This is a genomic window from Brevibacillus agri, from assembly GCF_004117055.1.
Lineage (GTDB): Bacteria > Bacillota > Bacilli > Brevibacillales > Brevibacillaceae > Brevibacillus > Brevibacillus agri.
This window is the reverse complement of sequence record NZ_CP026363.1, coordinates 4,888,164-4,913,514: the sequence shown is the minus strand read 5'-3', so window position 1 is coordinate 4,913,514 and position 25,351 is coordinate 4,888,164. Positions and strand designations below refer to the sequence as shown.

Genomic DNA, 25,351 nt, shown 5'->3' with positions numbered 1-25,351 from the left:
TAATTGGATCATGAAATGCTCCTATTCTCCTTACAGAATGGTTATCTTTGCCCGTTACGATGTACTTGTGACGGCGAGAAGGTCACGAAAGCCAAGGATGAAAGGAGAATGAACATGAATAAAAAATGGTTTTCCATTGCAACTGTCGCATTGCTCCTGTCTGGAAGCCTGGTAGCCTGCTCCAGCACAACAGGGACGCCTGAACCAGCGACGCAGCAAGAGGGCACAAGCCAAACGACACCGGCTTCTTCTGATAATGGACAATCAACCGACAGCTCGGTTTCGCAAGATCAATCGACGCCAGATGCATCGGCAAACAGCTCCGATACGACCACAGGCGGTTCGGACAGCACAGGCCCCTCTTCTGATGCCCCGGCAAGCGCTGATGCACCAGCCAGTGACAGCAGTTCAGACAGCAAGTCTGACGCATCGTCTGGCACAACTGGTTCGACTGGAACGGAAAACAGCGGATCTGCCGATCAGTCGACTTCGACTGACGCGAGCAAGCAGTAACGATTCGCCAACTGGAAACACGTTTGTTAACGTTTGTTGAAACTCCTCTACTTCCCTCCCGTTTTATATATATTTGGCGGCTATAGGCCGTCTTTTTTTTGCTTTTTTCTGATCGGGGCGTTTGTGTGAAAAGATGTTGCAATTGGAATTTTTGTTGAATTTATTGTAAAGTGGGGGTAGTTTTCAACAGGGGGCGGGGAATGCGTTGGTGCTGTGAGCGCATGGGATGTAAGCTTCGTGATTTTCGGTTTCAAATGCATGGAATGTTGGGGAAGGCCGGGTTTTGCTACGTTGCCCGGGTTATGTTTGGCGGGTCATGTCATGTTTCGCAGGCCCACAAGCTCTAGTCAGGCTACGCTAGCCCAAGTCAGGCAACGTAAGCGCCTGTCAGGTTACGCAAGCCCGAGTCAGGCAACGTGAGTCCAAGTAAGGTTACGCACGCTCAAGTCAGGCAATGCAAGCCCAGGTCATGTTGGCGTAGGCCCATGCCTACTCTCTGGCTTCTCATCGAGCAATGCGCTTTTGCAATAGCGCGGCTGACAAGCAAGACAAAAAACGGTTTGGCGGGAGGAAACTGTCGTGATTACATAGGGCTTGCTGAACAAATCAAAAATTCAACAGTAACAAGGGTTTGGCGCCTCTTTTGTCGAATTTAGGTGCAAGGAAAACGAAGGCTAACCCGTGAAAAACCTTGCACTTGGAGGCGTCCGAATTGTATCAGCGAACCGAAAGCCAGATGATCCTGCCAGGCGACTTCTTCCTGCCATTCGGCGGAAAACTCGCCGAAGATAACCGTTGGGTGCTACTCGCCCAGATGATTCCGTGGTGGAAGCTCGAAGAGAAGTACGCCAAGAACTTCAAGAAGAGCCTCAAGGGTCAAAAGGCCGTATCGATCCGCGTCGCACTTGGCGCTCTCATTATCCAGGAACGGCTGGGCACCGACGACCGCGAGACGCTTCGGCAGATTCTGGAGAACCCGTATCTGCAGTACTTCCTCGGCTTGCCGGAATACCAGTACCGCCGTCCGTTTCATCATTCGCTCATGACCCACTTTCGCAAGCGGCTGGGCGGCGAGATTCTGGAGGAAGTGAATGAATGGATCGCGCTGGAAGAAGCACGCAAGGCAAACGAATTGGACGCCTCGGACCACGACGATGATGAACCCGGCAGCGGAGCTGCCGCAGTATCCGACGAGTCGACAGAACCCCAGCTTCGGCAGATGGAACTGACGAACGAGGGCGAACTGCTGCTGGACGCCACCTGCGCACCGGCGGATATCGCCTACCCGACGGATCTGTCGCTGCTGAATCAGGCCAGAGAAAAGCTGGAGAAGATCATCGACGTCCTGCATGAGCCGCAGCGCGGAAAGACTCGCAAGCCAAGAACCTACCGGGAGCGTGCCCGCAAAGCCTATCTGGCGGTAGCCAAGCAGCGGCGCGTGAAGCCGCGCACCATGCGCAAGGCCATCGGCAAACAGTTGCGGTTCGTCTCCCGCGATCTGCGTATCATCGCCGAACTTGCTGAGACGACGAGCAACCTGACGCGGCTGCCTGGCCGCATGTACAAGGAACTGCTGGTCATTCAGGAGCTCTATCGCCAGCAACAAGCGATGTACGAAAAGCGAACGCATAGCGTACCCGATCGGATCGTCAGTATCGCGCAGCCGCACGTAAGGCCGATCGTGCGCGGCAAAGCCCGCGCGAACGTCGAGTTCGGTGCGAAGCTGGCGATCAGTTTGGTGAACGGCTACGCATTCCGAGAGCATCTGTCCTGGGACAGCTACAACGAAGGCCAGACGCTGCAGGCCGCAGTGGAACGCTACCGCGCCAGGTTCGGCTATTATCCGAAAGCGGTGCTGGCCGACCAGATTTACCGCACGCGCGAGAACCTTCGCTTCTGCAAGGAGAAGGGAATCCGGCTGAGCGGCCCGCTACTGGGGCGTCCGTCCGCCGATCAGCAGGAGCAGAAGAGACTCGCCAAGGCGGATGCAGCCGCGCGCAACGCGGTGGAAGGCAAGTTCGGTGAAGGCAAGCGTAGCTACGGGCTTGGCCGTATTCGAGCGCGTCTTCAGACGACGAGCGAGACCGTGATCGGGCTGCAACTGCTAGTCATGAACCTCGAAAAGAGACTCCGGGTTCTCTTTTTGCCTTTTTTGCAATGGCTCTGGTCGACCCTCTCATTCCGCTTACCCGTGATGCCGTAAATTGCGACCCGTTCAGCAAGCCCTACATATCCGTCTTTGAAAAAAGGAAGTACGATCGGGGTTACTGCTCCGTCCTCAGGGGTGCCGGGCGAATTGCATGAGCTGCTCAAGCTCGCCTGCAGGCGGATGGAGGAGCGCGGCTACCAGACCGTGTGCAAGGACACAGCCTGGACGCAGCAAAAAGCCAAGTCTGCGGAGGCAAAAGTCCGTGCGGCCGAGTTTAACGCATTGCTCCGCGACGACAGCATTGATCTGATTATCCCGCCGTGGGGCGGCGAGCTGCTGATTGAAATTCTTGAGTACCTTGATTTCGAAGCCTTGCCTGCCAAATGGGTGCTCGGCTACTCCGATGTCAGCCTGCTGCTTTTTGTCATTACACTGAAAACGGGCCTGGCAACCGCGCACGGAGCCAATCTGATCGATTTGCGCGGAACGTCCATGGATGAGACGACAGCCAAGTGGGAGGCGGTGCTTTCGACTGGGGCAGGCGAGCAGGTTGTGCAGGAGGCATCGGCTCTCTACCAGGCGCAATGGCAGCATGACAAGCCCACTCCGGTTGTTTTTCACCTCACAGAGCCGACCCGCTGGAAATCGACTGAAGCCGCACCGCTAAAACTGACAGGACGGCTGCTTGGCGGCTGCATTGACGTCATCCGCCACGTCGTCGGGACGCCTTACGGAGATGTCCGGCGGTTTCAACGAGAGCGGATTCAGAACGAACCGATCGTCTGGTACCTGGAAAATTGCGAGCTGTCGACTGCCGATTTGCGCAGGTCGCTTGTACAGATGAAGTTGGCAGGCTGGTTCGAGCATTGCGCCGGGATCATGTTTGGGCGCAGCGCAGCGAATCAACCCGTAGACGGCTATACAGCAGAAGATGTATATCAGGAGCTGGCCGCAGAGCTGCGGGTACCGATCCTGTACGACATCGACTGTGGGCATGTGCCTCCGCAGATGACGTTTGTAAACGGAGCGCGCGCCGAGATCGACATGACCGGGGAAAGGCCGCGGGTGACGCAGACTTTTTGTCCGTAGTGGTGGGCTAGATAGTGGCATATAGAGAAGGACAGCAGGAAGTCTGCTGTCCTTTTTTCGAGTAGGCGATACGAGTTTGTAAACGTTCGTTCGCGCTGTGTAGGGACAAGGGGGGCGAAGGGCTTCGCGTAAAAATGGATGAAGCCATGTTTACTCAAGCTCGTAACGGTCTTACCCGTCTGAAAACGTCAATTGCTTTCCGACGATTCGCGCTTGTGCAGATTCGACAGGGCTACGCCGAGAAAAATAAAGGCCGCTCCGACGAAAAAGCTGACGCCCAGGTGCTCGTGCAGCAGAAGCCAGCCCAGAAATGCGCCGACGATCGGCTGGACGAAGAAGAAACCTGCCCCACTGCCCGCCTGCATCAGTTCGAAGCCTTTGTTCCACAGGTAAAACGCCCCGGCTGTCGAGATGAGTCCGATGTACAGCACACCGGCCCAAATCTCCCAGCCAAACTGCCAGGAGACAGGCGTGACAGACAGTTCCCAGACCATGACAGGGCTGGTGAAGACGAGACCAAATAAGGCCACGTACGTTGTGACGAGCAGAGAGGAATAACGCTGCGTCGCTTTTTTGCTGAGGACGGTGTAAAGCCCCCAGCTTACCGCTGCCACGAGCAGAATCAGGTTGCCTGTCAGAGACGACTGGGCGTCCGCCTGGTCCGGCACGCCGATGACGATGATGACGCCCACGGTTGCAAGCAAAATGCCTGTTGCCTGCTTGAAGTGGATTTTCTCTTTGAGCAGCCAAACTGCGAAAATGGCGATAAAAGCAGGGGAAGCGGAAGTAATCAGCGCGCCCATATGCGCGGTCGAGAGCTTCGTGCCGAGAAATTGCGCCGCGATTGAGATGGTGACCCCGACAAAGGCAATGGTCATCAGCAGCGGATAATCTTTTTTCAGGACGGTTTCTCTGCGAGCGAGAGCGAAAGCCCCCAAAACGATCAGCGCGATGCCGAAGCGCAAGATCAAAAGCGTAAACGGCGGAATGACGTCCAGCACGACTTTGCTCACGACGTAGACGCCACCCCAAATTGCGGCAGCGAGAGTCAGGCAAATGGCGCCGAGTAACGATTGCTTCCATTGTGAATGCGACATGAATAGTCCCTCCCGGAATGAATCTGAATGGTACAGTCAGGCTTGTTAGCCGGGAGGCCGTTAGAAAAACCGCTTCCTCACCGACTAGGCGAGGACAGGTACATCACATTCGAACAGGCGACGCTTCATTGCGGTTCACCTCCTTATGGCTCAGATGGGGAGTCAAGCCATTTTGCGACCAAAAGCACTGGCTGCGTCAGCAGTCCAACGGGCGCTTCCACCTGGCGATACTGTTCGTAGCCGAGCCTGCCCCAAAAGCGCAGAGCGGACTCATTATGCGCGATGACTCCATGATGGATGTGCCGGGTGCCGTGTACGGCGCAGAAGCTCTCGAACAGCTTCACCGCTTCTTTACCCAGTCCTTTTTTCTGCCAGGAAGCGTGCAAGACGAGCAGGCTGATCCAGCTTTTCGGCTCGCTATCGCTTGCGAGGACGACGTGCATCACGCCAACGGGTGTCCCTTCTACGGCCAAAAGCAGCCAATATCCCTGGGGAATGGCAAGTGTCGAATCGTACTCCGCTTCCAGCTCGCTGAGAGTCATGGTGCTGACGTTGTGGCGCAGCAGGTTGTACCCGGGGTTGCTGTTGTACACCTCCAGCACAAACGGCAGATCTGCGCGCTGCAATTCGCGGATGGCGAGCCTTTCCCCGGTGAGCTTCAGTGTCATTTGGTCCCTCCGTATTTGCGAATCAGCCCGATCTGTCCGCCGTGATAGCCCATGTGGTAGATCAGGCGTCCGAGTGCCTGACGGGGAGTCAGGATGCCGATTGGAGCTTCGCACGGAACATCCCATGCTTCGGGCGGCAGCGTAGCGAGAGAGTCGACCAGATGGCGGTACGAGGCTTCACAGATGGCGAGAAGCGCCGCCAGATCGGTGAAGTTCCCTTCGTCTTTGACCGGGCCGATGGTGCTCAACGAGACGTCGGAAGGGAGTGGACGCTGAAAAAACATCAGACAGAACCGATACTCGACTTCGGCGATATGGCGAATCAAAAAGCCGATGGAATTAGAGCCCGGGGCGAGCTTTAAGGGAAGCTCGTCAGCCTGCAGATTGGCCAGCGCGTCCATGTAACGGGAGCGGGCCGTTTGCAGCGAAGGCAGCAGTTCCTGCTCAAACATCCAGCCATCCTTTCCAGATCGCTTGTTCTTTTCTTTTATTATAGGAGAAACAGAGGGAAAGACCAGCAGAATCGTTCGGAATATTTTGAATGAATATTCACTCAGTTACCGATATTCGTTATACTGGAAGAAACAGTCCAAGGAGTGAGAGAGATGGCCCATCGCTTTGCGTTTACCGTGCAATCTACGGATATTGATGTCATCGGTCATGTGAACAATGCCAAATATTTGGAGTACATGGAGTGGGCGAGGTTTGACTGGATCTGGCAACTGGGATTTACGCTCGATGAATTGAAGCGGCGGGCCGTAATGCCTGTGGTTGTCAATATCAATATCAACTATCGAAAAGAGCTGCATATGCGCGAAGAGGTGTACGCGCTTACGACTGCGCTGCGGGTTGGAGAAAAAAGCTTCGTGATTCGCCATGAGCTGTACAACAGCGAGGACGTGCTGGCCGCAGACGCCGATGTCACAATGGTCATGATCGATGCGAACACGAGACGGTCGGTCGCGCTGCCGGATGAATTGAAAGCCGCGTTGGAAAAAGAGCTGGCAGCCACATAACCTTCGATGCAATGGGGGCAATGGACGATGGTCACTTGCCTCCTGCCTTGCCTGCACGCTTACTTGCGCAGTTGGTCGAGGCGAAACGCATTCCACTCCAGCGCACGCAGGGCAAGCGTTTCCAGCACGCGTTCGTGGCGGTCCTGGCCGTCTTTGACATCTGCCATGTCCTGTTTGAGCAGGGCGACGTCTTGTTTTAGTTCAGCCACGTCCTGTTTGAGCACGTTGACATCTTGCTTTAACTCGGCAACATCCTGCTTGAGTACGGCCACCTCATGCTTCAACTCAGCCACGTCCTGCTTGAGCACAGCTACATCATGCTTCAACTCAGCCACGTCCTGCTTGAGCACAGCTACATCATGCTTCAGCTCAGCCACGTCCTGCTTGAGCACAGCTACATCATGCTTCAGCTCAGCGACCTCACCTTTAAGCTGATGCACCTCCATCGTTAAAGCTTCCAGCTTGGCGTCTGTCTCGTCCTGCCTGTCCAAAATGGCGCGCGTAACCAAACGAAGCTCATTCATTCCTTCCAGCAGTTGGTCGATTTTTTCTTCTGACATACCGTCAGCCTCCTTTTTCGTAAAATGTGCCAAAATTGTTATGGTGACGCCGATAATCCGTTACAATGATCTTAGCAAAAGACAGCGGCTCACGCAGATATTTTTTAGAGGAAAAATGGAGGAAAACAGGGAAGAGGAAGTGACCATCTTGTCTCGATTCAGCACGATATTGTTTGATCTCGACGATACGCTGTTTGATTTTTCTGCTTGCTGGGAAAAAGGGATGCAGCAGACGATTGCCACACATGCACTCACGACTGACCTGGACGGCGCGGAGCTGCTTGCGGCGTTGCGCCGCCACGGAGACGATCTGTGGGTGGATGTTATAGCGAAAAAGTACGATTTTACGCAGTATCGCCAGTTGCGCCTGCAGAGGGCCATGGCCGACTTAAACCGCACGATCGCAGTAGAAGAGGCTGACGATTTCCAGCGGACTTACCAGGCGGCTTGCCTCGAGGCCGTCCAGCCTGATCCGGCTGTGCAGGCTGTCATCGCGAAGCTGGCAGAGGAGCATAAGCTTGGCATCGTCACCAATGGTCCGGTAGACATGGCGTTTATCAAGCTGGAGCGTTTGGGGCTGTCTGCTTACTTCCCGCAAGAGCGGGTGGTGATTTCCGAGCTGCTCGGCTACCATAAGCCGGACCCGCGGATTTATGCGGCGGCGCAAGAGCGATTCGGCGTGGCGAGCAGCGAGGTGCTGTTTGTTGGCGATACATGGGAAGCGGATGTGGCAGGAGCTATTGATGCGGGGTTTTCCGCTGTCTGGCTGAATCCACGTGGGAAAAAGGCCACTTCTGCTCATCAGCCGCTGGCCGTTATCGAACGGCTGGAGCAGTTGCCAGCGTATTTGTAGTGTGGAGTTGTGACAGTAGCGTCGGACCGCAGCAGTAGCCAGTAGTAAACTTGTGCCAGCAGCGCCAGCCACAGCAGTAGCCAGTAGTAAACTTGCGACAGCAGCGACGGGCTGCAGCAGTAGCCTGTAGTATAACTTACGACAGATCGACGGCCACAACAGTAGCTATACTCACTCGTAGCCAGCATTTACCCCCCCCATCAACAACCTCCCCAAAAAGACAGCTCTTTCCCTCCGCCAACGAAATCGCCACCCTGCCAACCGCAGCTTGCGCGTGTTTTCGCTACAGCCGGGTCAAGAGCTGTCTTTTTCTATTCCCCTCGCCGCGCAGCTTTCCGCTCGCTCCACCGCTTTGCCGCCCAGGCCAGATTGACCGCGAGCAGCCCGCAGACGATATACATCGAAACAGTCCACTCGCCATTTCCAAATATCAGCCGATACGCCAACACTGTCGCCAGAATCAACGTAAAAACTCCACTAGACATCCCCATCCTCCTGCATAAATATTTTTTCCAGAGAGGGCACATCGACGTTCACGCCGTAAATGTCCACACGCGCTTGCACGAGGGCGCGCACCAATGCGGCCACCTTTTGCTCCTCATCTACCTGAAGCTGGAAGCGGCCTTCTCCCCAACGGATGTTGCGGCCCAGCGACTCGACAAAGGCGCGCAGCGCGGCTTGTTCTTCTGCGGAAAAGGCGGAGTGGCGCACTTGGACCTGCCGCCAGGCTTGCTGGGCGGCCTGCAGTTCGGTGAGGCTGCCTTCTGAAGCGATCTTGCCGCTTTTCATAATCGCGATGCGGGTGCAAATTTTCTCTACCTCGTGCAAGTTGTGCGAGGTCATGAAAATCGTTTTGCCTTGCTGATGCAAGCGCAACAGCAGCTCCTGAATGTGCAGGGCTGACTCGACGTCAACGCCGGAGGTCGGCTCGTCGAGGAACAAAATCTCCGGGTCGCCGACCATTGCCTGGGCAATGCCCAGCTTCTTTTTCATCCCGAAGGAAAACGTTTTGGCTTTGCGCGCAGCGTGTTCGCCAAGCTCTACGGCGTCGAGGATGCGCATGCAGTCCTCATGCGTCAGTCCAACTTTTTTGACGCGGGCGAAATAGCGCAGGTGATCCGCAGCAGACAGAGAGTCGTAAAAGGTGGAATAATCGGGCAACACGCCAATGCGTCGCTTCCAGTCTTCCGTCTGGACATCGTGGCCGAACATCCGGATACGGCCCGAGCTCGGGCGGATGATGCCCGTCAGCATGTTGATAAACGTAGACTTCCCCGCCCCGTTTCTCCCCAGAAACCCGAAAATTTCTCCGCCTCGCACGGATAAGCTCACCTGATCGACAACGGTGCGATCCCCGAAGCGTTTGCTCAATTGCAGCGTTTCAATGACGGCCATCAACAATCCCTCCTTTGGAACAAGTACATGGAAGCGCCGAGAAACAGAGCGGCATAGAGCCAGATAAACCCGATCCAGGCGCCGCCTTTTTCCATAAACACAAACGGGGTCAAATAGGCGATCCACTGAGCGGCCGGATGGTCGGAGAAGGTGCTCCACAATCCGAGTCCAGGCAGAAGCATCGCGGCGACGATGCCGAGAAACATTGTGTAGCTCGGCCGAGGGACCACAAGCGAGAGCAAGAGCGCCAGCGAGATGCAATAGACGAGCAGCGACAGGCACTGCCAAAAGGTTTTGCCGTCAAACGTATGGACAGTGACCAGCACCACGCCGAACGTAATCGCAAGACAGCTCAGCCAGAAGCAGACGACCCCGAGAAATTTCCCGAGGACAATCTGGTTCCGGGACGTGCGCGTGACGAGAAACCGCATCGTCCGCCCCGCCAGCTCGCGGTTGATGACGTCATGGGACAAGCTGAATACGAACAGCGGCCCCAGGAGCATAATCAGTGTAAAAATACCGAGGGCGTGCCCCTGCGCCAGATCCTGTGCCGGGACAAAAGCCGCCGCCCGATTGACCAGATCGGAAACCCAATACGATACGCCGACGATAAAGGCGATCGTAATCAATGACTTGATGCTTTTAAACAATCGAACATATTCGTGCCTGCAAATAGCCCACATAAGCGTGATCGCTCCTTTCCCTTTCAGCATAAGCGACGAATCTTTCCTGTACGAAACCGCAACCTTACCATTACCTTATCTTTTTCGTAGCCGCCCCTCGCCCGTGATATGATGAAGGAGAAAAAGGGAGTGAGAACGTGGAAAAAGAAGCGAAAATCTTGCTGGTAGACGACGAGGAAGCGATTTTGCACATGCTGAAAACGGTGCTGCAAAAAGAAGGCTTCGTTTACATAGATACGTGCACGCGAGCAGAGCAGGCGTTGCGATTGGTAGAGGAGCGCCGCTATGATTTGCTGATTCTCGATGTGATGCTGCCGGACAAAAACGGCTTCGAGCTATGCTCCGCCGTTCGCCAGCGCACGAAGGCGCCGATTTTTTTCCTGACGGCGAAAGGAACGGATTTTGACAAGCTGAGCGGCTTTGCCCACGGGGCTGACGATTATATTACGAAGCCGTTTCACCCGCTTGAGGTCGTCGCCCGGATGAAGGCCCACCTGCGCCGGACAATGGGAATGGCCGCTCCTGCTGCACCCCCGGAGCCAAAAATTTACGACTTCGGCCGTTTCCAGGTCAATGCGGATGCTGCCGAGCTGATCGTAGGCGGCGAGCAGGTGGACTGCCCGGCGCAGGTGTTTTCCTTGCTCGTGTTTTTTTGCCAGCATCCAAACCGCGTGTTCACCAAAGAGCAAATATACGATCACGTCTGGAAGGACGAGTACGGATTGTTTGATGAAAATACAGTGATGGTGCACATCCACAAGCTCCGCCAGCGAATCGAGGAAAATCCGGGACAGCCCAAGTATTTGCTTACTGTAAGAGGGTTGGGCTACAAGCTGGTGACGCCAGGGAGACAGGCATGAACCTGCGCAAAAAACTGATTCTGCAATACGTCCGCCAGTTTTTCGGCTTTTTGCTGGTGCTGCTCCTGTGCCTGATCGTGTCGCTGGTTCTTTTGGGCATTCGGCTGATGAACGAGGAGATGGAGGCAGACTTGTCGCGCCTGGTGGCTTCCGACCTGCAAATGCAGCTTGAATACGAGCAGGGAAAAGTCAGCGTCAACGACCGGGTACGAAAAAGTGTCGACAGCCACAACGGCTGGCTGCAAATCATCGACCGCAACGGCAAGCTGCTGTACGCGTACCGCACGCCGGACAATGTTCCGCAGGAGTACGAGCCTGGAGAGTGGATCACGCAGGCGCAAAATGACGAGAGCGCTCTCTACCACGTCAAGCATTGGGTAGTGGATCTGCCGGAGGCAAACACAAACAAAAAAGCAATCGTGTTGTACGGAGCACCCGCGCCGGAAAATGCCTTGATGGCAAAACTGCTCGCAGCGAAGCCTGCCAACGGTGCGGCTGTCCCGGCCGAGCTGGCGCAGAGCTTTTCCCGGGAAAAGGCGTGGTACGCCGTCTATGATCGGCAAGGGCGGCTCAGCGGACAGTACAACGCGCCACAGATGGCCGAGCAACTCGACTTGATCCAACTGTTGCAGATGGAAAACGAAAACAGAAATACTCCGGACTTTACCGTCAGCCGTTACGACAAGGAGAGCGGGCTTACGTACGTAGTCGGTATGGCGAATCCGTGGTACCGTCCCGGAGCTGCCGCAGAGTCTGTCGACAGCATGATCGCGGACACCTTTTGGCAGGTGGGGATTATCCTGATCGTGTCCGTGCTGTTCGCAGGCAGTTGGTATGCGCTGCGCATCGGGAAGCCGCTGTTGCACATGGTGAACTGGCTGGGCAATCTGGCGCAGGGGCGCTATGCAGAGCCGACAGGAAAAAACGGACGGCGTGTCGGGACGACGCGAAAAGGGAAGCGCAAGAAGTCGTTTGCCGTCTTTCAGGACATTTTTGACGCGCTGGCGAAGCTCAGCCATACGCTGCAGGCGAATGAGGAACGGCAAAAGGACGTGGAGAGAACGCGCGAGGAATGGATATCCGGGCTTTCCCACGACCTGAAGACGCCGCTCAGCTCGATTTTCGGCTATGCGACGATGCTGGAGTCGGAGCAGTACGAGTGGGGCAGAGGGGAAGTCAGCCAGTTTGGCCGGACGATCCGGGAAAAGGCAGACTACATGAACGGCCTGATTGAAGACTTGAACCTGACGTACCGCCTGAAAAACCATGCGCTGTCCATGGTCAAGGAACCCGTCCCGGTCGTGGAGGCGATCCGCCGCATTACGGCTGACCTGGTCAACGAGCCGGACGCAGCCGGGCACGATATCGGGTTTGAGGCGCGCGAGGAAAAAATAGTCGCGATGGTCGATCCGAAATGGTTTTCGCGAATCATCATCAACATTTTGACGAATGCGATCCGGCATACGCCGAAAGGGACGGCTGTGCGCGTAGAGGTTAGCCTCGCAGCACCAGACAGCTTTGTTGTCCGGATTGCGGACAACGGCCCGGGGATGGATGAAAAAACGTTGGCAAACTTGTTCGAGCGCTATTACCGCGGAGGCCATACCGAGGAGGACACGAGCGGGACAGGATTGGGAATGGCGATTGCGAAGCAGCTCGTCATCGCGCACGGAGGGCAAATCGACGTCAAAAGCCAGCCGGGAAAAGGAACGGAGGTTGTCATGACCTTTCCGTGCCAGCCAGCCGGACAGTGAGCTGTTCTAAGTCGGAGCGCGAATACAAAAAAGGTGCCGCTGCCCGTGCAGACGACACCTTTTTTATTTGCCTAGTGAATGGCGTTTTTCTTGAATTGTCCGCCGCGCACGTCGTGGATGTTGCCGACTGCGAGGAAGGCACTCGGGTCGATTTCTTCCACGATCAGCTTCAGCTTGGCCTCTTCCAGACGGGTGATGATGCAGAAAATGACTTTCTTGTCATCGCCGGTGTAGCCACCCTCACCTTTCAAATAGGTGACACCGCGTCCCAGACGGGCAACGATGGCGTCTCCCAATGCCTTGTGATTGTCGCTAATAATCCAGACCGACTTGGATTCCTGGAAGCCTTCGATGGTCAGATCGATCATTTTGAAAGCAATGTAATAGGCGATCAGCGAGTACATCGCGCGATCCCAACCGAATACGAATCCGGCACTGCTCAAAATGAATAGGTTGATAAACATGACGATCTCACCAACGGAGAACGGAGACTTTTTGTTAAACAGTACCGCAATGATTTCCGTACCATCCAGAGAGCCGCCGTAACGCAGGACGAGCCCTACGCCAATTCCCAAAATAATGCCGCCAAACACGGCTGCCAACAGCGGATCATCCGTCAAGCCAGGGACTTCGTGCAACAGCATCGTACCCACGGACATGACACTGACCCCAAACAGCGTGGAAATAGCGAACGTCTTTCCGATTTGCTTATATCCGATTATGAGAAAAGGCAGATTAAGCAAGAACAGGAAAATGCCAAGAGAAAGAGAAGTGAGATGCGAGGCAATGATGGAGATACCTACAATTCCTCCGTCGATGATCTTGTTCGGCACGAGGAAAATCTCCAAAGCTACCGATACAAGGGAAGCACCGACGAGAATAAAGAAGATTCTCTTCAGCAACTTTCCAATGGGTAATTTTTGATGAGTCGAAATTGCATTTTGTTGTTCCATCGTTTCTCTCCCCATTGTGAAATTTTCTACTCTCTTATTATAACATTCATTTTTGATTGACTACTGCTCAATTGCACATTATACGAAAAAAATAGCAAAATCTGATATGGATAATGAAATATGGGAGAAGGCACGCAGCTTGCACGGGATGGCCTGGACGCAAGCGCTCGCCAGTCTAGTCTGGAAAGCGGCGCCGAAAGCAGGCGAGGACGATTTTGTGCTGCGCGCCAAAATTTGGCGTCTGGCAGATCAGTCTGACATGACCAGATACGGGCACTCCCCGGTAGCAAGCACGATGTCGAGGTCGATCTCGACGGTGGCCCCTGTTGCATCGAGGACGAAAAAGCGCTTGGCAAACGTCTGCCGATAGTCGTGCAAAAGCTGGGTAAACGGCTCCCAATCCGCCTGGAGCATATGGCGGTTCAGTTCAAAAACGACGGTTTTCGCCTGCTTCGCGATGATTCTTTCCATGCCGAGAAAAGCCTGATACTCGCCGCCTTCAATGTCGATTTTGACAAAGTCGACGCGCTCGTCGGCACGGATAAGCTCATCGACGGCAGCGGCTTCTGCTTCGATACAGTCAAATTCGTCCTTGTAGTGCTTGTGGTAGTCTGCGCTGTGCTGGTGCAGGGAGCTGTTGCCGAGGAAGCGGCGGGAGGCGTAGAACGCGATGCGGGACGGCCGGGAAAAGGCGGCCAGCGGATAGGGGTGAACCTGATCGTGAAAAATCCGGGAATTACCTCCTTGGTGGTTTTGCAAAATACATTACAGATTATGTACAGCAGGACGTTTTGAGACGTGTTGCTTTCATTACGGCATGGCAAAAGGGCAAAAGAAAAAAGCTGTCTCCAGGGACAGCCTTTTTGTTATGCGGAAAAGCGTGACTTTGTCTTACTCTTTGGTAGCCGCTACTTCAGTAGAAGCTTTTTGCTCGCCGTGTCCGTCCATGTATTCGTCAGGACCGATGATGCCAGCTTCGCGGTCTTGTTTCTCCAGCTCCAGCGCTTTTGGCACAGAGAGCCAGTAGGCGAGCGCGATGGCGATCACACCTGCACCGAGCTTGCCGAGCATCACCGGCAAGATGATGTTAGGCTGGAAGTTCGCGGAGAAGGACAAGTGGTCGCCCAGCAAGAACGCCGCACATACCGCGAAGGAGATGTTGATGACTTTGTCTTTTGGCGGCATGGAGCGCACGAGGCGGAACATGGCCAAAATGTTGGCGACAGTTGCCAGCAGCCCCGCACTGCCTGTAGGACTGAGGCCCAGCTTGTTGCCCAGCGCTTCCAGTGGCTTCGCCGCGTATTTGCGCAGCAAGTACACCATCGGGAACGCACCGCAGAGCATGATTCCGATGTAACCGGCTGTTTCCAGCGCGCGGTATTGATCTTTCGGGTCGGCGATGATCGGATCGAATCCCCAAGAGCCGAATACGGTAGAGAAAATGCCTGTAAAGTATTCCACGATCGAAAACACGAGAACGAGTTTGATGCCAGCGTCCATTGTTTTACCAAAGATCATGAATCCGCGAATCATCAGGTCAGGCATGAAGCGCAGACCTGCGGCAATCGCCACAACAAAAATCAGGATAGGGGACAAGTTCAAAAGCACCTGGCCGATTCCGATGGCAAACGCATACGTGGAGTCAGCGTTTGTAGAGATTTCAGCACGAACTTGCGCGTTTGACAGAGAGAGAATGGCACTGGTGATGAAAGCGCCGATCGGAACAGTCAAAATCCCGGACATGACGCCAAGCGCCATGTATTTGTGGTCGCGCTTGTCGAGCATGGCCAGCCCCATTGGAATGGAGAAAACGATCGTCGCACCAGCCATCAGACCGACGACCATAGCCATTACCCAGCCTTCTGTCGAGCTTTTCAAGATGTTCGCCAACTGGTAGCCACCCATGTCGGAAGCCAAAATGGCTGTTGCCGCGAGGGCAGGGTCGGCGCCGATTTTGTGGAAAATCGGCGACACCGCTTTTTCCACAAACCACGAGATGTAAGGGAGGGAGGCCATGATCCCGGCTGCGGGAACGAAGATGTAACCGGTTGAGTGAATTCCTTCCATGAACTCCTTGCCAAGCCCTTCATCGCTGTTGCGGATTGCGGCGACAGCACCGATGACTGCGCATAGCATGATGATGTAAATAATGACACTTCCAATGTGCTCCATGGACAACCCCACCTTTTTGAAAGATGTAAACAATAAAAGCGCTTAGGATCCCTGAAAACCGGGGATTTGCCCTAAGCGCCTTTGCTTATTTTCGTATGGACTTGTTTAAACAGCTTGAAGATTGATAAATCATCTGGAACCGCTTTCAAACGAGACTAAAAAATAAGCGAAGGAATGATGTCTCAGCTTGTATCATTGTGTAAATTTTGAAAACTTCATGCTGGAAAGCGCCATTGCTTTTCGCTGCATTATACCGTGATTATATGGGGAGCTTTGTCTGTTGTCAACAGCTCTTTAGGAACAAAGTCCGAATTTTATGGCGGGTGACCGACAAAAAGCGGCCGCGCAGGTTGAAAAAGAGCGAAAAAAAGCCGCCCTGCTATCAAGCAAGGGCAGCTTTGTGAGCCAATTACAGTTTTACTACGTTCTCAGCTTGTGGTCCGCGGTTGCCTTCTACCACGTTGAATTCAACGCGTTGGCCTTCTTCAAGAGTTTTGAAGCCTTCGCCAGTGATTGCGCTGAAGTGAACGAATACGTCGTTTCCGCCTTCAACTGCGATGAAACCATAACCTTTTTCAGCGTTGAACCATTTTACTGTACCTGTTTGCATGGGTGTTACCTCCAACAAAGTTAAAATGAATATGCAACTTTTATTTGTGGATAAAATAAAATTCACACATTGTGAAAGGTTCAAACATAACTGTAAACCCTTTACAATATGTGAACACTCATTTGAAACTTCTTTTGTTTAAATTAATACTACCACAGACAGGAGCGGAAATCAATCAGTTACTTTCAGATCCGTGCAGCAAAAAAACAAGGAAAGACGGCGAAAAGACTGGATGTCTCGCGCGCCGCCTTATTAATGGGGGAATTTACCTAGCGATAAGGAGAAAAACTTCACTCGTTCCGCGATGGGCTGGAACTGTTTTTCGCCAGGCTGTGCGGTTGGCTTGCCGAACGCGTTCATTTTTTCTTCTGTCGGTCCGAAGCTTTCGGCTGGCACGATTTTGCGTAGCGTTTCCTTGGTGATGCTCCACAGCATGTCGTGGTGTTCGCCCAGAAGCACAACGACGCGGGCGCTTTGCGAGTTGAAGGAGGAAGGCGTATGCTTGACGGCTTCTTCGACAAGCTCGCGAATACGCTCGTCAGAGACAACAGCTTCCTTGCTGATTCCGTAATAGGTGCGTCTGTCTTTTACGGCTGTGAAAAAATCTTTACTCAGATTCATACCTCCAATGGCTTTTTTTCTTTAACAGATGCATGGAAAATGCAAAACTTATTCAATGTAATATAATTACTTTTCGTAACTAAATATATTTTATTGAAGAATCGTTGTTAATCCTTTTCCAGCAGACGGATGCGTTTTGGCGACAGCAGCGGCGCATTTGTCTGTCAAACACCCCAAACTCTTTACACGAAGGACAAGTAGCGATAACGTGGAGGAGGAAATGTTTTTTCAAGAAAGCTGTACGAAATAAAGAAGGGAAGCAGAGGAAGGAGGGCAGGCTGGAAATGCTTGATGAGCAAAAAAAGCAGCGCATTCTCGTCGTGACGTCGGTAGCGGCAGAGCGGGATGCGGTCATGCAAGGGCTGGGTGAGGACGCACGGTTCACGGTGGCCGTCGGAGGCGTGGGGCCAGCTTCGGCCGCTGCCAGTACGGCGCGGGCGCTGGCAAAGGTGCAGTACGACCTGGTGGTTTGCGCGGGGATTTGCGGCGGCTTCGTCGGCCGGACAGAGGTCGGCTCGATTGCGGTAGCCAGTGAGATCGTCTGCGCAGATTTGGGAGCGGAGACGCCGGATGGCTTTTGCAGCGTGGACGAGCTGGGGTTTGGCTCGGCGCGTGTGCCCGTGGCTGGCGAGCTGGCAGAGCGTGTGGAGCGCGCCATGCAAAAAGCGGGCTTGCCTGTTGGTCGCGGACCGATCCTGACGCTGTCTACGGTGACGGGAACGGCGGAAACGGCACAGGCTTTGGCTGACAGGATGCCGGAAGCGCTCGCGGAAGCCATGGAAGGATACGGTGTGGCGGTCGCTGCGCATGCGGCTGGCGTGCCTGTATTGGAGATCAGGACGGTTTCCAACGCGATTGGCCCGCGCGACAAGTCGGCGTGGCGAATCAAGGACGCGCTGGAAGCGCTGCGAAAAGGAAGCTCAGTTTTGCGGGAGGTGCTGTAAATGAAGATTGCGTTTTCTCCGTGTCCAAATGACACGTTTGTGTTTCACGCCTGGGCACACGGGCTGATTCCGGGTGCGCCCGAGTTGGACATCATGTATGCCGACATTGATATTACGAACACGCTGGCGACTCGTGCCGAGGGGCCGGAAGTGATGAAAATTTCTTATGCGGCACTGCCGTGGGTGCTGGACAAATACGCGTTGCTCCCTTGCGGCGGGGCTTTGGGCAGAGGCTGCGGGCCGCTCGTGCTGACACAGGGTGATGCAGGCGCAAGCGCCAACGACCCGGCCCGGCTCTCCGGCAAGCGGGTGGCCGTTCCCAGCGAACGCTCGACGGCGTACCTGCTGTTCCGTTTGTGGGCTGCGCAAAACGTCCCGGGCGGTGTAGGGGAAATCGTCGTGATGCCGTTCCACGAAATCATGCCTGCCGTGCGCGACGGCAAAATCGACGCGGGCCTGGTCATTCACGAAGCGCGTTTTACTTATCAAAACTACGGACTGGCCCTCATGACCGATCTGGGCAACTGGTGGGAAGCAGACACCAATCTGCCGATTCCGCTCGGGGCGATCATCGCCAAAAGATCAATGGATCTCGAAGCGCTGGCGAACTGGACGCGCGCGTCTGTAGAATACGCCTGGGCTCATCCGACCGCTTCGCAGGAGTACGTCATGTGCCACGCCCAGGAGCTGTCCTTCGAGGTTGCCCAGGCACACATTGCCCTGTACGTAAACGAATTTACGCGCAATCTCGGAGAGGACGGCTACGCAGCTATCACCGCCTTGCTGGGGCGCGCTGCCGAGGAAGGGCTTGTCCCTCGATTCGACTTGTCGCTGCTGCGCGGATAACAGGCAACAGAAATGGCGGTCGCGCGAAGGACTGGCCTTTTGCCGATGTGACAAGTCTTTGCGCATAACAAAAGAAAACGAAGGAAGCACAGGGGCTTGAGTCTCTGTGCTTTTTTTATTGCCACGGCAGCCGAGGGTACGAAGCTGTCCACGGCACGGCTGTGTCCTGCTCTCGCCTGATGGATTCGCATAGCGGAAGCAAAAATGGCGCGGTCGCTAGGCAGGCTGGATAATCCCGCAGGCCAGCCGCTTGCCGCTGTTGCCCGCAGGCTGTGTCCGGTAGTCGTCCGGGCTTTGGTGGATGATGACAGATTTGCCGACGACATCTGCCGCCCTGAACTGGTTGGTGAAAAAGCTCATCCGCGCATAGCCGTCGTTGGAAAACAGGACAGGGAAGTCGCCAGCGTGGTTGCCGTGCGGCTGGTTGGTCGGATTCCAGTGGGAGCCGGCTGCGGTGAACGGATCGTCCGGATTGCCGACGGTGCAGACGCCATGTTCATGCAGGTGAAAGCCAAAAGGGCCAATCGGCTGCTGATTGCCAGTCGCGGGCTTGTAAGGAGGCAGGCCGATGACTTCGACGTAAACCTCCGTTCCGTACGGGACATCGGTGAAGACGATATAGCCGTTCAGGTTCGGAGCCAGCGGACCGCCCTGAATCTGGGCATAAGCCTGTGTCGGGGTGTGCGCATAGTGGGAAGAAATCATGCGCGTATCGTAAAAATAGGGAGGATATCCGTTCATGTACACTCCACCTTCGCTTTCGTGATCGTTACGATGTTCATCCTATGTCGCGAATGGGCGGATGGTTCATCTTTTCGATGGGCGGCGAATGTTGACGCTGATAATTATTATCATCTACAATCAGATGGACTTCCCCCGCGGGGACAAAAGGTGAGCAAACGATGAAACGAGTGCTTTTGATTGAAGATGAAAAAAATATGGCGAGGTTCATCGAGCTGGAGCTGCGTCACGAATCGTTTTTCGTGGCGGTTGCCGATGAAGGAAGAACAGGGCTGGACCTCGCGTTGAAGGAAGAGTGGGACCTCATCCTGCTTGATTTGATGCTGCCGGAAATGGACGGGATGGAAGTGTGCCGCAAGATTCGCGAGCGCAAAAAAACGCCGATCATCATGCTGACGGCAAGAGACAGCGTGGATGATCGCGTCTCGGGTTTGGACAGCGGCGCGGACGACTACATTCCCAAGCCGTTTGCGATTGAGGAGTTGCTCGCGCGAATGCGTGTCGTGTTTCGCAGGCAGGAGGAGCAGACCGACGCGCTGCGGGCCAAGCTTGTTTTTCGCGAGCTGACCGTTGACCTGGAGGCGCGAACGGTAGCAAAAGGCGGACAGAGCCTCGAATTGACCAAAAGGGAGTACGATCTGCTCGTGATGTTTATGAAAAACATTAACCGCGTCCTGCCGCGCGACGTGCTGCTCGATACGGTGTGGGGGTACGAGTCTGCCGTCGAAACGAACGTCGTCGATGTGTACGTGCGGTATTTGCGCAACAAAATCGACGCGCCTGAGGAGCGCAGCTACATCCAGTCCGTTCGCGGGATCGGCTACGTGATGAGAAAATGAAAAGATACGCCCCATCCAGACTCCCGATCAAATGGAAGCTGACGCTTTGGTCGTCCGTGCTGCTCTTTTTGGTGTTCATCGCCTACAATACCGTTCAATATTATTTTGTGGAAAAGTGGATGATGCGTCAGGAGGAGCAAGCGGCCGAGCAGACGATGCGCGAGATTCTCAACTTTGCCCTGGAGCGGGAAATCTCCTTCGCGGGAGCCGATCTCGACGAAATGCGCAGCTTTTTGCAAAAAATCAACCAGCACAACCAGCGAATCCGTATCCTCGACGGGCAAGGCGTGCCGGTTGCCGTCGTGTCGGACGGGATCGAAGACAGCCTGGCTGAAACGATCACGCGTGCTCCCCGCGAGCAATGGCGGAGTGTGCACATCAGCAAAAACTTGCTGTTGATGGAGCGGCCGATCACGATTTTTCAGTTTGACGGCACGGTGGAGATCGTGAAAAACATCCAGGAGTTCGAGAAGCTGAGCGGAGCGTTGTTCCGGTTCATGGCGATCGGCTGTCTCGCGGCGGTCATTGTAAGCGGACTCGGCGGGAGACTGCTGGCCCGGCAGTTGGTCAAGCCGCTGCAGGCGATGAACGAAACGATGAAAAACGTGAAGCAAAAGGGTCTGTCCGAGCGGGTGGAGTTTTACGACAATCACGATGAACTCGCCACGACGATGAAGATGTTTAATGCGATGATGGACAAGCTGGAGCGGTCCTTTCAGCAGCAGCGGCAATTCGTGGAGGATGCTTCGCATGAATTGCGCACCCCGATCGCCATCGTCGAAGGGCACCTGGGCATGCTGCGCCGCTGGGGCAAGCACGATCCGGCCGTCCTGGAGGAATCGCTGCAAATATCCGTGGAGGAGCTGTCCAGATTAAAAGCGCTGGTCGAGGAGCTTCTCGTGCTGACGCGGGCAGAGAATCTGCAAATGGATGAAGCGGCCGCAGTATGCGAGCCGGAGCAGGTCATTTCGCAAACGGTCAAAAAGGTCAATGTGCTTCATCCCGCCTTCATTATAGAGCGCGATCTGCAGGCGCTGTCCGGGGTGAAGCTGGCCATATCCGCAGAACATCTGGAGCAGATTTTGCTGATTCTTTTGGACAATGCGGTCAAGTATTCGCGGGAACGAAAAAGAATCGCGGTGAGGGCAGCCATTCAGGGCGAGCGAGCCCGCCTGGAGATTATCGACGCGGGAATCGGCATTCCGGCAAAAGACTTGCCGTATGTCACGGATCGGCTGTACCGGGTAGACAAAGCGCGAAACAGAAAAAGCGGCGCCACGGACGGAAACGGCCTGGGGCTGTCGATTGCGAAGCGGCTTGTGGAGCGTTACAACGGAGCGCTGACGATCGAGAGCGTCGAGCAGGAAGGCACTACTGTCAACGTGCTGTTGCCGATTCGCTCGATTGCGGAGAGCGTCTGAAAAAAGTTTTTTTGTTTTTCTCATCGTTTTCTCATTTTGCTTCGCTACAATAAGCCTTGTCGATTGGAAATGATATTCATTATCAAAACAACTTGAGGCAAAGGGGAAGATTCGAAAATGAGAAAAACAAGCATGCTCAGTCTCATGCTCTTTACGATGCTGACTGTGCCATTCATGGCGGGCTGCGGAGCTGGTCAGGGAGAGAGCAGCGCGAGCCAGCCGCAAGCCGGCACTACCGCGCCAAAAGCGGAGGAGACGGCGGCGAAGGACAAGGACCAGGTCGTCAACGTATTTACGGCAAGGCACTACGAGATAGACAGCAAGCTGTTTGCCGAGTTCACCAAACAGACGGGGATCAAGGTCAATGAAGTAAAAGGCACAGCCGAGGAACTGGTGGAGCGCCTGAAGCGCGAAGGCGAAAGCTCGGAGGCGGATTTGTTCATCACCGTGGACGGCGGCGTGCTGAACTACGCCAAGCAAAACGGCGTTCTGCAGCCAATCGCCTCCGCAGAGGTGGAAAAAAACGTGCCGAGCCAATGGCGCGATCCTGACAACGAATGGATCGGCATGGCGACCCGCGCGCGCGTGATCGTCTACGCAAAAGACCGCGTGAAGCCGGAAGATTTGTCCACCTATGAAGATTTGGCGAGCGACAAATGGAAGGGCAAAGTGCTCGTTCGTTCTTCCTCGAATTTGTACAACCAGTCATTGGTCGCTTCCTTTATCGAGCTGAATGGCGAACAGGCGGCGCAAGATTGGGCAACGGGCCTGGCGAACAACCTGGCGCGCAAGCCAGAGGGCGGAGACCGCGACCAGGCGAAAGCGATCGCGGCCAAAGTCGGAGATGTCGCTCTGATGAACACGTACTACGTCGGGCAAATGCTGCATTCCAAAGACGCGGAAGAAGTGAAAGTCGCAGAAAGCGTCGGCGTCTTTTTCCCGAACCAAAACACGACAGGTACGCACGTGAACATTAGCGGCATCGGCTTGACCAAGCATGCGAAAAACAAAGACAACGCCGTCAAGCTGATCGAATACATCACGAGCAAGGAAGGCCAGTCGATGTTGACGCAAGGCAGCTTTGAGTTCCCGGTGAATGCGGAGGCGGAGAAGCCGGCCTTGTTGAAAGAATGGGGCGAGTTCAAGACGCAGCAGCTCAATTTTGCCAAGCTTGGCGAGCACAACAAAAAAGCGGTTGAGCTGATGAACAAAGCAGGGTGGAAATAAACGATGACGGGAGCTGCGTTGCGAAGAAGCCTGAAACGGAAGCTGAACGGGTGGGTAGCGCTGAGCGTGACAGGGGCCATTTTGGCCCTTCTCCCGTCTCTTTACATTTTGCTCGGCCTGTTTGCGCACACGAATGAAAACTGGCAGCACATTCAGGAGTACATGCTCCTCGATTACGCCCTGGAATCGCTGTGGCTCGTCTTGGGAACAGGAGCCTGTACGATCATCGTAGGCGTTTCGCTCGCCTGGCTGGTGGCTGCCTACGATTTTCCGCTGCGCCGTTTTTTCGCGTTCGCCTTCGTGCTGCCGCTGGCGATCCCGCCGTATATTGCGGCCTACACGTACGGCAACATGCTGAGCTATACCGGAAGCATCCAGACTTTTTTGCGAAATGGCTGGGGCTGGACGTTCGATCAGCGCTACTTTGACATCATGTCCATGAAGGGCGCCATTTTTATTTTCACGCTGTTTTTGTTTCCGTACGTGTACTTGATTACGAAAACGTTTCTGGAAAAGCAGAGCGCGGCGTTCATTGAAAACGCCCGATTGCTGGGGAAAAACTCGGTTCACATCTTTTTTCGCATCGTGTTGCCGCTCTCGCAGGCCGCTATTGCGGGGGGAGCGAGCCTGGTCGCGTTTGAGGTGCTGAACGACTTTGGCGTGACTAACCACTTCGGCATTCAGTCGTTTACAACGGCGATTTTCAAGACGTGGTTCGGCATGTACGACGTCGATTCGGCAATCCGTCTGGCTGCCTGGCTGATGAGCCTGATTATCGGCATTTTTGTCGTGGAGCGGCTGGTGCGCAAGCGCAAAAAGTTCAGCTCGCCGACGAACCGGGTCACGACGCTGCGCAGAAGAAAGCTGACAGGGCTGCCCATGTATGCCGCGCTATGCTTTTGTATCGCGATCGTTTCCCTTTCTTTTTTCATTCCTGTGGCACAGCTTGCGGTCTGGGCAACATGGACGTATCAGGAAGTGCTGAACGAGCGGTTCGTGCAGCTTTTGACCAATACGCTGTCGATCTCTGTTGTTTCCATCGCGCTCCTGATGCTGCTTGCGGTCACGGTCGCCAACGTCATTCGCTATTCCCGCACATCTGTATTCGCCATGGTTATGACGCGGCTGATTTCCATGGGGTACTCGATTCCGGGGGCGGTGCTGTCAATCGGCGTGCTGGCCGTCGTGATTTCGCTCGACAAAGAGCTGGGTCCGCTGTACGCCTGGCTGGGCTTTCCAGAGGGCAAGCTGGTGATTAGCATGTCGCTGTTCATGCTCGTTTTTGCCTATATCATCCGCTTTTTGGCGGTCGGCTTCAATGCGGTCGAAGCCGGCTTTGAGAAGACGGGAAACCGCTATTCGGAGGCGGCGCGAATGCTCGGCATGGGGATGACCCGGACTTTTTTCAAGGTCGATTTGCCGCTCATCAAAGGGGCGGTCATGACCGGGGTTATTCTCGTGTTCATGGAGATTGTCAAGGAGCTGCCGCTGACTTTGCTGCTCCGCCCCTACAACTTCGAAACGCTGGCGACGAAGGCGTACCAATACGCAAGCGATGAGCAAATCCAGCAAGCGTCGATTCCGTCGCTGTTCATCGTCGCGGTCGGCATCGTTTCCGTCTTTTTTTATCACTGGGTAGGGGAGAGACAGGCAAAATGAGCTTTTTTCAACTGGACAATATCACGTTTGGCTACGGAGCGGGGAGCGGGCCTGTCGTGCGCAATTTTTCGCTGCGCATGGAGCAGGGCGAGATCGTCGGGATTTTGGGAAACAGCGGCTGTGGAAAAAGCACGCTGCTGCGCTTGATCGCGGGGCTGGAAGCTCCTGCGGGCGGACGAATCCTCATCGACGGACGGGTGCTGGTCGATGCGCGGCAGTTCGTCGAGCCTGAGCATCGCGGAGTCGGAATGATTTTTCAGGACTATGCGCTGTTTCCGCATTTGACGGTCGAGCAAAATATTTTGTTTGGACTGCATCGACTGACGAAAAAAGAACGGGAGGTACGGCTTCGGGAAATGCTTGCTCTCGTGCAAATGGAGAGCTTCGGCAAGCGCTACCCGCATGAGCTGAGCGGCGGGCAGCAGCAGCGGGTGGCTTTTGCCAGAGCGTTGGCACCTCGACCCGCCATTCTGTTGATGGATGAGCCGTTCAGCAATCTGGACGCAGAGTTGAAAAAGAAAATACGCGAGGAATTGCAGGAGTTGCTGCGGGCAGCGCGCATCACGACGATACTGGTGACCCATGACAGAGAAGATGCGGAGACGATCTGCGACCGGATCATCCGCATGGCTCGCTGACGGGCAAAGTGTCGCTTCCTCCTGAAAAGTTCAGCAGCATTCC

General features: G+C 54.8%; 26 protein-coding genes and 1 pseudogene. 14 read left to right on the top strand and 13 right to left on the bottom strand.

Translation table 11 applies throughout. The features are described 5' to 3' along the window. The first annotated feature begins 114 nt into the window (after window positions 1-114). The 3 genes from BA6348_RS24120 to BA6348_RS24110 all read left to right on the top strand — a co-directional run bounded on the left by BA6348_RS24120 (window position 115) and on the right by BA6348_RS24110 (window position 3,751). The gene (locus tag BA6348_RS24120; protein WP_081494685.1) at window positions 115-513 is read left to right on the top strand and encodes a hypothetical protein; all 399 of its coding nucleotides are present in this window, start codon (window positions 115-117) and stop codon (window positions 511-513) included. Window positions 514-1,225: 712 nt separating this feature from the next. Next, window positions 1,226-2,716 (top strand): IS5 family transposase, encoded by a 1,491-nt coding sequence (locus BA6348_RS24115; protein WP_122953404.1) that lies wholly within the window; start codon window positions 1,226-1,228, stop codon window positions 2,714-2,716. Window positions 2,717-2,752: 36 nt separating this feature from the next. Beyond that, on the top strand, window positions 2,753-3,751 hold the full coding sequence (locus tag BA6348_RS24110) for a S66 family peptidase (protein WP_122953081.1): 999 nt from the start codon (window positions 2,753-2,755) through the stop codon (window positions 3,749-3,751). Window positions 3,752-3,939: 188 nt separating this feature from the next. Here BA6348_RS24110 and BA6348_RS24105 read toward each other — a convergent pair whose 3' ends face one another. The 3 genes from BA6348_RS24105 to BA6348_RS24095 all read right to left on the bottom strand — a co-directional run bounded on the left by BA6348_RS24105 (window position 3,940) and on the right by BA6348_RS24095 (window position 5,968). Continuing rightward, on the bottom strand, window positions 3,940-4,848 hold the full coding sequence (locus BA6348_RS24105; RefSeq protein ID WP_005830035.1) for a DMT family transporter: 909 nt from the start codon (window positions 4,846-4,848) through the stop codon (window positions 3,940-3,942). Window positions 4,849-4,991: 143 nt separating this feature from the next. After that, window positions 4,992-5,516, bottom strand: a complete 525-nt coding sequence (locus BA6348_RS24100; RefSeq protein ID WP_122953082.1) for a GNAT family N-acetyltransferase — start codon at window positions 5,514-5,516, stop codon at window positions 4,992-4,994. Next, complete coding sequence (locus BA6348_RS24095) at window positions 5,513-5,968, bottom strand: DinB family protein (RefSeq protein ID WP_025845428.1); 456 nt, start codon at window positions 5,966-5,968, stop codon at window positions 5,513-5,515. Before BA6348_RS24095 ends, BA6348_RS24100 begins: the two co-directional genes overlap by 4 nt. A gap of 153 nt (window positions 5,969-6,121) precedes the next feature. On the opposite strand from BA6348_RS24095, the gene BA6348_RS24090 reads away from it, so the two are divergent. After that, on the top strand, window positions 6,122-6,532 hold the full coding sequence (locus tag BA6348_RS24090) for an acyl-CoA thioesterase (protein WP_005830039.1): 411 nt from the start codon (window positions 6,122-6,124) through the stop codon (window positions 6,530-6,532). Window positions 6,533-6,591: 59 nt separating this feature from the next. Here BA6348_RS24090 and BA6348_RS24085 read toward each other — a convergent pair whose 3' ends face one another. Next, window positions 6,592-7,092, bottom strand: coding sequence for a hypothetical protein (locus BA6348_RS24085; protein ID WP_025845431.1), 501 nt, complete (start codon window positions 7,090-7,092; stop codon window positions 6,592-6,594). Between the two features lie 148 nt (window positions 7,093-7,240). On the opposite strand from BA6348_RS24085, the gene BA6348_RS24080 reads away from it, so the two are divergent. Continuing rightward, the gene (locus BA6348_RS24080; protein ID WP_274388545.1) at window positions 7,241-7,945 is read left to right on the top strand and encodes an HAD family hydrolase; all 705 of its coding nucleotides are present in this window, start codon (window positions 7,241-7,243) and stop codon (window positions 7,943-7,945) included. Between the two features lie 311 nt (window positions 7,946-8,256). On the opposite strand, the gene BA6348_RS26925 is transcribed toward BA6348_RS24080, so the two are convergent. The 3 genes from BA6348_RS26925 to BA6348_RS24070 are packed head-to-tail and all read right to left on the bottom strand — an operon-like array spanning window position 8,257 to window position 10,023. Then, the gene (locus BA6348_RS26925; RefSeq protein ID WP_007779499.1) at window positions 8,257-8,430 is read right to left on the bottom strand and encodes a hypothetical protein; all 174 of its coding nucleotides are present in this window, start codon (window positions 8,428-8,430) and stop codon (window positions 8,257-8,259) included. Further along, complete coding sequence (locus BA6348_RS24075) at window positions 8,423-9,340, bottom strand: ABC transporter ATP-binding protein (RefSeq protein WP_005830045.1); 918 nt, start codon at window positions 9,338-9,340, stop codon at window positions 8,423-8,425. Before BA6348_RS24075 ends, BA6348_RS26925 begins: the two co-directional genes overlap by 8 nt. Beyond that, complete coding sequence (locus BA6348_RS24070) at window positions 9,340-10,023, bottom strand: ABC transporter permease (RefSeq protein ID WP_007779505.1); 684 nt, start codon at window positions 10,021-10,023, stop codon at window positions 9,340-9,342. Before BA6348_RS24070 ends, BA6348_RS24075 begins: the two co-directional genes overlap by 1 nt. Before the next feature lie 137 nt (window positions 10,024-10,160). On the opposite strand from BA6348_RS24070, the gene BA6348_RS24065 reads away from it, so the two are divergent. Both BA6348_RS24065 and BA6348_RS24060 read left to right on the top strand, forming a co-directional pair. Further along, complete coding sequence (locus tag BA6348_RS24065) at window positions 10,161-10,883, top strand: response regulator transcription factor (protein ID WP_005830049.1); 723 nt, start codon at window positions 10,161-10,163, stop codon at window positions 10,881-10,883. Continuing rightward, window positions 10,880-12,637, top strand: a complete 1,758-nt coding sequence (locus BA6348_RS24060; RefSeq protein WP_122953083.1) for a sensor histidine kinase — start codon at window positions 10,880-10,882, stop codon at window positions 12,635-12,637. The genes BA6348_RS24065 and BA6348_RS24060 overlap by 4 nt, the downstream gene beginning before the upstream one ends. Before the next feature lie 71 nt (window positions 12,638-12,708). Here the strand turns inward: BA6348_RS24060 and BA6348_RS24055 are convergent, their stop codons facing one another. The 5 genes and pseudogenes from BA6348_RS24055 to BA6348_RS24035 form a co-directional block, all read right to left on the bottom strand. After that, window positions 12,709-13,590 (bottom strand): YitT family protein, encoded by an 882-nt coding sequence (locus tag BA6348_RS24055; protein WP_005830053.1) that lies wholly within the window; start codon window positions 13,588-13,590, stop codon window positions 12,709-12,711. Window positions 13,591-13,839: 249 nt separating this feature from the next. After that, on the bottom strand, window positions 13,840-14,349 hold the full coding sequence (locus BA6348_RS24050) for an FkbM family methyltransferase (protein ID WP_005830055.1): 510 nt from the start codon (window positions 14,347-14,349) through the stop codon (window positions 13,840-13,842). 132 nt (window positions 14,350-14,481) lie between these two features. Continuing rightward, window positions 14,482-15,762: an ethanolamine utilization protein EutH gene (gene eutH / locus BA6348_RS24045; RefSeq protein WP_005830057.1), complete on the bottom strand. Its 1,281-nt coding sequence runs from the start codon at window positions 15,760-15,762 to the stop codon at window positions 14,482-14,484. A 409-nt stretch (window positions 15,763-16,171) separates the two neighbouring features. After that, window positions 16,172-16,372, bottom strand: coding sequence for a cold-shock protein (locus tag BA6348_RS24040; RefSeq protein WP_005830059.1), 201 nt, complete (start codon window positions 16,370-16,372; stop codon window positions 16,172-16,174). Between the two features lie 348 nt (window positions 16,373-16,720). Further along, window positions 16,721-16,993: pseudogene (locus BA6348_RS24035) on the bottom strand (nitroreductase family protein); the annotation flags it as partial. 284 nt (window positions 16,994-17,277) lie between these two features. On the opposite strand from BA6348_RS24035, the gene BA6348_RS24030 reads away from it, so the two are divergent. Beyond that, a complete protein-coding gene (locus BA6348_RS24030) occupies window positions 17,278-17,937 on the top strand; it encodes a futalosine hydrolase (RefSeq protein ID WP_005830063.1) in 660 nt (219 codons plus the stop codon). Then, a complete protein-coding gene (locus tag BA6348_RS24025) occupies window positions 17,938-18,783 on the top strand; it encodes a 1,4-dihydroxy-6-naphtoate synthase (protein WP_005830065.1) in 846 nt (281 codons plus the stop codon). It begins immediately after the preceding gene. A gap of 216 nt (window positions 18,784-18,999) precedes the next feature. On the opposite strand, the gene BA6348_RS24020 is transcribed toward BA6348_RS24025, so the two are convergent. Beyond that, window positions 19,000-19,524 (bottom strand): superoxide dismutase family protein, encoded by a 525-nt coding sequence (locus tag BA6348_RS24020; RefSeq protein ID WP_005830067.1) that lies wholly within the window; start codon window positions 19,522-19,524, stop codon window positions 19,000-19,002. A gap of 161 nt (window positions 19,525-19,685) precedes the next feature. On the opposite strand from BA6348_RS24020, the gene BA6348_RS24015 reads away from it, so the two are divergent. The 5 genes from BA6348_RS24015 (at window position 19,686) to BA6348_RS23995 (ending at window position 25,308) form a co-directional block, all read left to right on the top strand. After that, entirely contained in the window at window positions 19,686-20,363 is a 678-nt protein-coding gene (locus tag BA6348_RS24015) for a response regulator transcription factor (protein WP_005830069.1), read from the top strand. Continuing rightward, complete coding sequence (locus tag BA6348_RS24010) at window positions 20,360-21,784, top strand: ATP-binding protein (RefSeq protein WP_005830070.1); 1,425 nt, start codon at window positions 20,360-20,362, stop codon at window positions 21,782-21,784. Before BA6348_RS24015 ends, BA6348_RS24010 begins: the two co-directional genes overlap by 4 nt. Window positions 21,785-21,901: 117 nt before the next feature. Next, window positions 21,902-23,011: a Fe(3+) ABC transporter substrate-binding protein gene (locus BA6348_RS24005; protein WP_005830072.1), complete on the top strand. Its 1,110-nt coding sequence runs from the start codon at window positions 21,902-21,904 to the stop codon at window positions 23,009-23,011. A 3-nt stretch (window positions 23,012-23,014) separates the two neighbouring features. Further along, window positions 23,015-24,670, top strand: a complete 1,656-nt coding sequence (locus BA6348_RS24000; protein WP_005830074.1) for an ABC transporter permease — start codon at window positions 23,015-23,017, stop codon at window positions 24,668-24,670. Beyond that, on the top strand, window positions 24,667-25,308 hold the full coding sequence (locus tag BA6348_RS23995) for an ABC transporter ATP-binding protein (RefSeq protein WP_005830076.1): 642 nt from the start codon (window positions 24,667-24,669) through the stop codon (window positions 25,306-25,308). Before BA6348_RS24000 ends, BA6348_RS23995 begins: the two co-directional genes overlap by 4 nt. Window positions 25,309-25,351: the final 43 nt, after the last annotated feature.